The following is an 8,172-nucleotide window of genomic DNA, read 5'->3' as shown; positions in this document are numbered from 1 at the left end:
TATAGTGGACCCTGAAAACCGGACAGCAATTTAAGCTCCCGTCGAACCAAAAGGGGCATGTCAGAATGGGCGAAGCGAAGCGCAAGACGTACACGGCATCCTTCAAGGCCAAAGTTGGTCTGGAGGCGATCCGCGGGGTCAAGACGACGAACGAGATCGGTCAGGATCATGGGGTCCATCCAGCCCAGGTGGGGCAGTGGAAGAAGGAGATCCTGGAGCAGGCCGGGACGCTGTTTGAAACCAAGCGTGGACGCCAGAAAGTGGACGAGCAGGCGGAGCCCGAGCGTCTCTACAGCGAGATCGGCCGGCTGAAGATGGAACTGGACTGGTTGAAAAAAAAGTCCGGACTGAGCCTGTGAGCACCCGGCGCGCGTGGCTCGTGCGTGAGGATGCGTTGGCGCTCAGCCGCCAATGTGCCTTGGCGGGGGTGGCACGCTCGTGGGTCTACGCGGCGTCGGCGGGCGCCGCCGTGGACGCCTTGGACCTGCGGCTGCTGAGCCTGATCGACGAGGAGTACACGCGGCATCCATTTTATGGCAGCCGGCGCATGGTGATCTATCTCCAGAAGCAAGGCCACACGGTGAACCGCAAGCACGTGCAGCGGCTGATGCGCGTCTTGGGTCTGGCCGGCATGGCGCCCGGACCGGCGACCAGCAAGCCCCACCCGGAGCACAAGATCTACCCGTACCTGCTGCGCGGGGTGGCGGTCACGCGCCCCAACCACGTGTGGAGCACCGACATCACGTACATCCGCCTGGCACACGGGTTCGCCTATCTGGTCGCCATCATCGACTGGTACTCGCGCCGCGTGCTGGCCTGGCGGCTGTCCAACACCCTGGAGGCGGGTTTCTGCGTGGACTGCCTGGAAGACGCCCTGCGGGTCCACGGCCGGCCCACGGTATTCAACACCGACCAGGGGTCGCAGTTCACCAGCACGGCGTTCACACGGGTCCTCCTGGACGCCGGCATCAACATCAGCATGGATGGGCGTGGGCGGGCGCTGGACAACATCTTCGTCGAGCGCCTGTGGCGCACCGTGAAGTACGAGGACGTGTATCTCAAGGGCTATGCCAGCCTGCCCGAGCTGCTGCTCGGGCTGACCGAGTACTTCGCTTTCTACAACGGGGAGCGCCCGCACCAATCCTTGGATTACCGCACGCCCGATGAGGTGCATCGGTCGGGGACCGGCGGCGGGGCCTGCATCGTCGATCGGTTCGGCGACCGCGCAGACCCCGTGGTGGCGACGCCAGCGCGAGAGGCAGCGTAGTGCTGGCGGACTCCGTGTGGACAAAGCGTGAATGTCGCGAGCGACCGTGTGGACAAGCCGGGGACAACGCGCCAAGGGCGCGTTGCCCCCACCTTGCCCACACTCATTCACCCTTTGCCCACACTGCGCCGCACGACCGCCGACCCGGGCTGAGAACGCCTGCGGCGCAACAGTAACAAATTTCTTCTCTTGATCGTTGGTCGGATGCCGTCGTGAACGACGGTTCCGCCGCGGCTGGGGCAGCGCCAAACCGCTGCGATGAACGGCGGCACGACAGCTTAAATTCGAGGGAAAACTGTCCTGGACATGGGGTCCACTTTAGCGGATCCATGCCTTGAGTTCCTTGACGAAGGCGAGGTCGGCCGCCTGGGCGATGTTACCTTGAACGACGTAGTCCAGCGTCTGCTCCATCACCGTGCGCCCGGTCAGCAGCAGCATGCGAACGTTCTGCGAACTCCCGGCGCGCTGAAGCAGCGTCAGTTCTTCGCTGGACAGCGGCCGACCGTCGTAATCGCCGCGGGTGGATTGCCGGTGGGTGATGGCCATGAACAGGGATGAGGACTGAGCACGCGTGGGCTCGAGCGCCACGCGCACCGCGTCGCTTGTCGGGTCGAAATGGGCATCGCCCCTGAGCCCATGAGCGAGCGCGGCCTGGATCAGGTTTTCGGCAGCGCAGCCCAGCGAAACGAAGAGATGATGATCGTCCGGGTCCACCGCCGGGCAGCGACGCGCCAGATCGGGCAGGATCGCGATGGATCGGCCGTTGCCCTCCAGCGCGAACTTCCAGCACTGCGTGTTGTGGCTGGAGGGCGCCAGCGTGGCATAACGAACCAGTTCCCGGCCGAGTACCGCGCCGTCAAGGCCACGGCGGGCACCCAGCCGCCAAGTGTCCGCGCACACCGCGGCGTAGCTGTCTGCTGCAGGCACCGGGGAGCAGCCGGACAGCGCCAGCGGGCTGATGACGAGCCACGGTGACGAGGCCAAGAGTTGTCTGCGGGTGATCATGCTAAGCTAGCGCGGCGAACGACTGGAGCAATTGACGGGCGGCTGTGCTCATGATCGACCCATAAAGATTGGCGCCAACGTGCTACGAACCGGATATGGTGGCAGGCTCGAATACTTCTGCGTTGCGGCAAACGCCCGGCTCTTCGCCGGCGGCATCCGGCAAGCCGCCAACGCGGCGCTCAGCCGGAACTCCCGTCGATTGCGCCGGTTGCGACGCGCCGCGGAGCTTGCCGCCTCGGCACGGCAACACCGCGCCCGTCCGCGCCCGAGAATACCAGCACCGCGCGACTCTTTCCGCCGCTCTGTTGGCCCGCGGGCGGGTCGGCGTCCCCGGCCGGGGCCTCGACCTCGCCGCCATCGCGCCTGCGAGCAGGCTCAGGGGTGCAGACAGAGGTACTGCCAGATCACCGCGGCCCCGGCCAGCGCGGTGATCTCGGCTGCGTCGTAGGCCGGGGCGACCTCGACTAAGTCCATGCCCAGGAAGTCGATTCCCTCCAACCGTTTGATGATCGCCATGACCTGCCAGGTGAACAGTCCCCCGACCTCGGGGGTGCCGGTGCCGGGCGCCTGGCCGGGATCGATGGCATCGATGTCGAAGGAGAGATAGGCCGGGCCGGACTTAAGGACCGCGTGCACCGCAGCGGCGACGGCCCGCGGTCCGCTCTCGTGGACCTCCTCGGCAGTGACGATGCGCACGCCTTGGGCCAGGGTCCAATCGTAAACGGCGCGCTCGCAGGGCGAGCGGATGCCGATCTGGATCATCCGCCGCGGATCGACCAGGCCCTCGACGATCGCCCGGTAGAACACCGAGCCGTGGCCGAGCGGCTGACCGAAGCTGTCGGGCCAGGTATCGACATGCGCGTCGAAGTGGACCATTCCGACCGGCCCGCACCGCCGCGCCAGCGCCCGCAACAGCCCCAAGGTGATACTATGGTCGCCGCCGATGGTGACCAGGTGGGTAAAGGCCGCCGCCTGTTCGGCGATCAGGGACAGGGAGCCGGGGAGGTCGCCTAAGGCAATGGCGAAGTCGCCGACATCCGCGAGCCCCAGCGTGCGCGGGTCCCGCCAATTCGCCGGGTTGTCGCCGTCGACCAGCATACGGCTGGCACGGCGCACCGCCAGCGGCCCCTCGCGCGCCCCGGCGCGGTTCGTGGTGCCAAGGTCCAAGGGCACGCCGGCCACCCAGATGCGCGCCGCCGCGGGGGCCAGGGTGCTGCCGAGAAAGGTGGGCGGGATGGCAAAGGTGGGTGTCATGATTTCGGTAAACGCCGGTCGCTAAGATGACACGGAACATAGCACACGTCCCTTATTGCCAAGAGGAATCGAGAGTGTTTCCGACACCTGTGCGCGTGTTCTTGACCAGGGGCATCGGCGTGCACCGCCACGCCCTGACCGCCTTCGAGCTGGCGCTGCGCGATGCCGACATCGAGCAGCAGAACCTGGTCTATGTCTCTTCTATCGTCCCGCCCCATTGCCTGTCGATCCCCCGCGAGGTCGGGGTAGAGGCCCTCAAGCCCGGCGACATCACCTTCTGTGTGATGGCCCGGATCGAGACCAACGAGCCCGGCCGCCGGATCCATGCCAGCGTCGGACTCGCCCGACCCGCGGACCCCGATGGCTATGGATACATCTCCGAACATCACGGATTCGGCCAAACGGCGGCACAGAGCGGGGACCATGCCGAAGACCTCGCCGCCAGTATGCTCGCCAGCACGCTCGGGCTCGAGCTGGACCCGGAGGTCGCCTGGAACGAGCGCCGCAGCATCTACGAGCACAGCAATCTGGTGATCGAGAGTCTGTCGATCACCGCTGCCACTGAAGGTGACCCCCATGGGCGGTGGACCTGTGCGGTCAGTGCGGCCGTGTTCCTTTTTTCCTGAGCCTGAGCTCGCACCAACCGGGGCCTGATGGTCGCGCCGACCCCTCGACCTGGCCCGGTCCGCAGCCAAGAAACCGCCTGACACCCTCGCAAGACTCCTATACTGTTTTGCCCCGCACGCGATACGTCTAACCAGTGGATGCATACAGGAGAAGACCCATGCCCTCGAACCGGATTGATGCGACCTTGACCGCCGAACAACGCGACCAGGCGAAGGCCGCCCTGGCGGCGCTGGCCGAGGCCCTACCGTTCCTGATCGACCTGAACCCCGACGAGCGCGCCGACAGCCCCAAGTTCGGCGAAAAGAAGCGCTCCTTCGTCAGCCAGGCGCTGACGGTCGCCGAGGAACACCCGGAGATCTTCCCGGAGAGCTTCAGCCTCGCCGAGTTCCGCGCCGACGTGCAACTCGTCGAGACCCTCTATCCGCTGCGTCACAGCATCGAGGCCCTGTTTGGGAAGATCGACGATACCTACCTCGCCGCCGGCAGCGAGGCCTATGCCGCCGCGTTGTTGGCCTACCAGTACGCCAAGCTGCACAATGTCACCACCAGTGGCCTGGAAGACAGCCTCGACGACCTGGGTCGCCGCTTCGCCCGCAAGACCAGGAAGCATGCCCCTGCGGCCTGACAGGAGCGGCCGGCTCTGGACAGGGGCCGCGCGTGGCCCCGCGTCGCGGCCCGATCCGGCGACGGGACGCGCGGTTGCCGTGGTGGGGAGGTCCGTACTCGTGGTCACCATGCCCAGCGAGGCGGCGACCGATGCCCAACTCGTCCAAGACCTGCTGGACGCCGGAATGGACGTGATGCGCATCAACTGCGCCCACGATGGCCCCGCGGTATGGGCGGCGATGGTCGCGAACCTGCGCCGCGCCGAACAGTCACGCGGGCGCAACTGCCGGGTCGCCATGGATCTCGCCGACCCCAAGCTGCGCACCGGGACCTTGCGGGCGAGCGGTCGGGTGCAGCGGCTCGCCCCGCAGCGCGATTGCTTCGGTCGGCTGGCGCGCCCCGGCCGGGTGTGGCTGACCCCCGCCGAGGCGGTCGAGCCGCGGCCCCCGGGCCTGCGCCTGCGCCTGGAGGTCAGCGGTCCATTGCACCCTCGCGACCGCCTTCGAGTTCGCCCGCCCCGGACACACCGTCTGGTTCGACGATGGCAAGATCGGCGGGGTGGTCACCGCCAACGATGGCGAGCGGATCACCGTCAGCATCACCCAGACCGGACCCAAAGGGGCCAGGCTGCGCGCCGAGAAGGGCATCAACTTCCCTGACACGCCGCTCGCCATGTCCGCCCTGACCGAAAAGGACCTGACCGACCTCCCCGCGATCGTCCGGTTGGCCGACATGGTCCAACTGTCCTTCGTGCGCGAGCCCCAGGACCTCGCCCAGTTGCACGCCGAACTCGACCGCTTGGGCGCGCAGCGGCTGGGGGTGGTGCTCAAGATCGAGAACCGGCGGGCCTTCGAGAACCTGCCGCGCCTGCTGCTGGCGAGTCTGCACCGGCCCCCGGTCGGGGTGATGATCGCGCGCGGCGATCTGGCCGTGGAGGTGGGTTTCGAGCGGCTGTCGGAGGTCCAGCAGGAGATCCTGTGGTTGTGCGAGGCGGCCCATGTGCCGGTGATCTGGGCGACCCAGATCCTGGAGGGCATGGCGAAGACCGGCGCCCCCTCGCGCGCCGAGGTCTCGGACGCCGGCATGAGCATCATGGCCGAGTGCGCCATGCTCAACAAAGGACCCAGGATCGTCGAAACCGTCCGTTTTCTCGCCGGCATCATCGACCGCATGGACGAGCACTACAGCAAACAGCGCGCCACCCTGCGGCGCCTGGCCGTGGCCGACCTGGAGGATTGAGGCCGGTCGCGCGCCCGGCCCCCGACTGCCCCGGCGTGCGCGCCGATCAACCCAGTGCGACGCTTGGGTTCACGGTCCCGTCACAGCGCGGTGCGATGATCCCCATGCGGCGCCGCGGGCGGCCTCGATCATCGTTTCGGCCTTAGGGTGGACAAGCGCCAGCGCAGTCCACCGAATCCCGCATCATTGCTGGTGGACTGCGCTGCGCTTGTCCACCCTACGACACCGCGGGGCCGGGACCCTGATCAAGGCCCTGCGGGCGATGCCAGCCCAACCTTTAACCCCAGTCAGGAGCACTCGCATGCCTATGCACCGTATCGGCGCCGCCGCGCTCGTCTTGGCCCTTACCATATTGCTCAGCCTGCCGGCGCAGGCCCAGCAGGTCCGGATCAATGGCGGCGGGGCGAGTTTCCCGTTCCCGCTCTACTCGGCTTGGTTTCGTCATTTCAACCGGGACAACCGGGGCATACGGATCAACTACCAGTCAGTCGGCAGCGGCACCGGGGTGCGCAACGTCATCAACCGCACCTGAGCGCCATCAACGAGTCTTTCCGCAATCGCGTCGGCACCGGCACCTCGGTGTCCTGGCCGAACCAGCCGAATATCATCGGCGCACCGCGCAACGATGGCGTCACCGCCACCGTCAACCAGACGGTTGGTTCGATCGGTTACATCGAGTATTTCTTCGCCACCTCGACCAACGCCCAGGTGGCGATGTTGGAAAATGCCGCCGGTCAGTTCGTCGCCCCCAGCGACGAGTCCGGACAGGCGGCCCTGGCCGGCGCGGACCTCACGGGGAAGGACCTGCGCATCTGGGTGACTGACCCTGCTGACCCGGCGGCCTACCCGATCGTCACCTTTACCTGGATGCTCTTCTTTCGCGAGCACGGCAACGCGCGGATCGGTGCAGCCTTGCGCGACTTCGTCACCTGGGCGCTCGCGGATGGTCAGGAGATGGCCTCCGATCTCGGCTATATCCCGATGCCGAAGGCGGTCGTGGAGCGCGTTCGGGCGGAGATCCCCAACATACGCTAGCCGACGGCGCCGGGGAGCGGGCGTCGCCAGGTAACGAGTCAAGAACAAGTCAAACACACTCGTTGTCGCTGTCGTAATCGTTGTCGTTGTCGTAACTGGAGAAACGATGCACTTCGGGGTGCGAGAGAATCCGAGGCGCTACGATAACCTCGATTACGACAACGACAACGACAACGACGCGACAAGCATTCCCTAATGAACTTGTTTAACCTATCAGTGAACCGTTCCTGGTAGGGGCGAGCGGGCCTTGATCATCGTTCCAGCCCAATGCCATTAAGTTAAGTGCCGACGGCGGGGCTTCTCGTTCCCACGCGGAAGCAGGGGAATGCCGTGCGGGCGTTCCGCGTCCGGTAGATGATGTCGGAGTTCGCTTTGCATTCCAGTGTTGCGGGCAGCGTGACCGGTATCCGCATGAGTAATATTGCGGTTTCATGACTGCGTATTCTGGAACCTTGATATTTCCTTGCGCCGCTGCTAGAGTTCAACTGCATCGCATTCGCCGCGTCGCGGCAGGCAGCGGTGCTCAACGAGTCGATAGTGCCGACAAGCAGTATCGCAAACTTTGCTGATCGGGAGACAAGATATGAAACTGCCAGTGTTCTGCATGTTATTTCTTTTCGGTGCAGTGGCGATGGCCGCAGAGGACGAGGCGGCCCTGAAGGCGCAAATGCATAAGGATTGCGCCCCGCTGTTTGCGCCGGGCGGCGCCTGTGCCGACTTGGCCAAGGGAACCAGAAAGTGCACGCGGATGAATCTGGCCAAGGCTGGGGCCGCCTGTGCTGACTTTGAGAAGGCACACAAGGACTTCTTCGACGCCGGCATGAAAGACGAAATGATCAAGAAGTAAACCGCCACCGCGCGCGGCCAGCCCTGAAGCATAACCCTGCCGCCGCCTGACAGCGGGCGATGTCGGCGCCGGTGGGCGCTGGCGTTGACTGTTGCGGGGTGGGTTGGCCCTGACCAGGGGTGGCAACGGGAAGCCCTGGCAGGTGCCGGGTGGGTGGTCGGAGCGGTACGCGGGCGTGCGTCACGGTCGCCAGGCCAGCGGTACCCGGCACCGGTGGTCGCCGGTGGGCGGGGGCCGACGCCGTGCCCGGCGGCGGTTATTCGAGTTGAAGCTGCAACGGCTGGGCCAGCAG

Annotated in this window: 9 protein-coding genes and 2 pseudogenes; 8 read left to right on the top strand and 3 right to left on the bottom strand. The window is 66.0% G+C overall.

The window, feature by feature from the left end; genetic code table 11:
• Nucleotides 1–65: 65 nt before the first annotated feature.
• Nucleotides 66–1,267, top strand: a protein-coding gene (locus QZY48_RS26960; RefSeq protein WP_295436642.1) for an IS3 family transposase whose coding sequence is annotated in 2 segments (ribosomal slippage) — nt 66–348 and nt 348–1,267 — 1,203 coding nt in all. Because the reading frame shifts where the segments join, the coding sequence is not laid out codon by codon here.
• Nucleotides 1,268–1,585: 318 nt separating this feature from the next.
• On the opposite strand, the gene QZY48_RS26955 is transcribed toward QZY48_RS26960, so the two are convergent.
• Nucleotides 1,586–2,272, bottom strand: coding sequence for a hypothetical protein (locus QZY48_RS26955; protein WP_295436641.1), 687 nt, complete (start codon nt 2,270–2,272; stop codon nt 1,586–1,588).
• Nucleotides 2,273–2,647: 375 nt separating this feature from the next.
• Entirely contained in the window at nt 2,648–3,526 is an 879-nt protein-coding gene (speB, locus tag QZY48_RS26950) for an agmatinase (RefSeq protein WP_295436640.1), read from the bottom strand.
• A gap of 74 nt (nt 3,527–3,600) precedes the next feature.
• Between speB and QZY48_RS26945 the strand changes: the two genes are divergently transcribed.
• The 3 genes and pseudogenes from QZY48_RS26945 to QZY48_RS35070 all read left to right on the top strand — a co-directional run.
• On the top strand, nt 3,601–4,152 hold the full coding sequence (locus QZY48_RS26945; protein WP_295436639.1) for an arginine decarboxylase, pyruvoyl-dependent: 552 nt from the start codon (nt 3,601–3,603) through the stop codon (nt 4,150–4,152).
• Nucleotides 4,153–4,310: 158 nt separating this feature from the next.
• Nucleotides 4,311–4,778 (top strand): hypothetical protein, encoded by a 468-nt coding sequence (locus tag QZY48_RS26940; protein ID WP_295436637.1) that lies wholly within the window; start codon nt 4,311–4,313, stop codon nt 4,776–4,778.
• A pseudogene (locus QZY48_RS35070) lies at nt 4,690–5,040 on the top strand (hypothetical protein); the annotation flags it as partial. The gene QZY48_RS26940 and the pseudogene QZY48_RS35070, both read left to right, overlap by 89 nt.
• On the opposite strand, the gene QZY48_RS26930 reads toward QZY48_RS35070, so the two are convergent.
• The gene (locus tag QZY48_RS26930; protein ID WP_295436644.1) at nt 5,029–5,247 is read right to left on the bottom strand and encodes a hypothetical protein; all 219 of its coding nucleotides are present in this window, start codon (nt 5,245–5,247) and stop codon (nt 5,029–5,031) included. The pseudogene QZY48_RS35070 and the gene QZY48_RS26930 overlap by 12 nt on opposite strands.
• A 49-nt stretch (nt 5,248–5,296) precedes the next feature.
• Between QZY48_RS26930 and QZY48_RS26925 the strand changes: the two are divergent.
• The 4 genes and pseudogenes from QZY48_RS26925 to QZY48_RS26910 form a co-directional block, all read left to right on the top strand.
• Nucleotides 5,297–5,998: pseudogene (locus QZY48_RS26925) on the top strand (pyruvate kinase); the annotation flags it as partial.
• Between the two features lie 301 nt (nt 5,999–6,299).
• Nucleotides 6,300–6,530, top strand: a complete 231-nt coding sequence (locus tag QZY48_RS26920) for a substrate-binding domain-containing protein (RefSeq protein WP_295436636.1) — start codon at nt 6,300–6,302, stop codon at nt 6,528–6,530.
• A 47-nt stretch (nt 6,531–6,577) separates the two neighbouring features.
• On the top strand, nt 6,578–7,033 hold the full coding sequence (locus tag QZY48_RS26915) for a substrate-binding domain-containing protein (RefSeq protein ID WP_295436635.1): 456 nt from the start codon (nt 6,578–6,580) through the stop codon (nt 7,031–7,033).
• Nucleotides 7,034–7,616: 583 nt separating this feature from the next.
• The gene (locus tag QZY48_RS26910) at nt 7,617–7,880 is read left to right on the top strand and encodes a hypothetical protein (protein ID WP_295436634.1); all 264 of its coding nucleotides are present in this window, start codon (nt 7,617–7,619) and stop codon (nt 7,878–7,880) included.
• The last annotated feature ends 292 nt before the right edge of the window (nt 7,881–8,172 follow it).

Source organism: uncultured Thiodictyon sp., assembly GCF_903828115.1.
GTDB lineage: Bacteria > Pseudomonadota > Gammaproteobacteria > Chromatiales > Chromatiaceae > Thiodictyon.
Note: the sequence above shows the minus strand (reverse complement) of the source record. Positions and strands in the feature narration are given on the sequence as shown.

Bases quoted from the DNA above. Each gene is read 5' to 3' on its own strand.
- QZY48_RS26955 (WP_295436641.1), bottom strand. From the start codon at position 2,272: ATGATCACCCGCAGACAACTCTTGGCCTCGTCACCGTGGCTCGTCATC.
- speB (WP_295436640.1), bottom strand. From the start codon at position 3,526: ATGACACCCACCTTTGCCATCCCGCCCACCTTTCTCGGCAGCACCCTG.
- QZY48_RS26940 (WP_295436637.1), top strand. From the start codon at position 4,311: ATGCCCTCGAACCGGATTGATGCGACCTTGACCGCCGAACAACGCGAC.
- QZY48_RS26920 (WP_295436636.1), top strand. From the start codon at position 6,300: ATGCCTATGCACCGTATCGGCGCCGCCGCGCTCGTCTTGGCCCTTACC.
- QZY48_RS26910 (WP_295436634.1), top strand. From the start codon at position 7,617: ATGAAACTGCCAGTGTTCTGCATGTTATTTCTTTTCGGTGCAGTGGCG.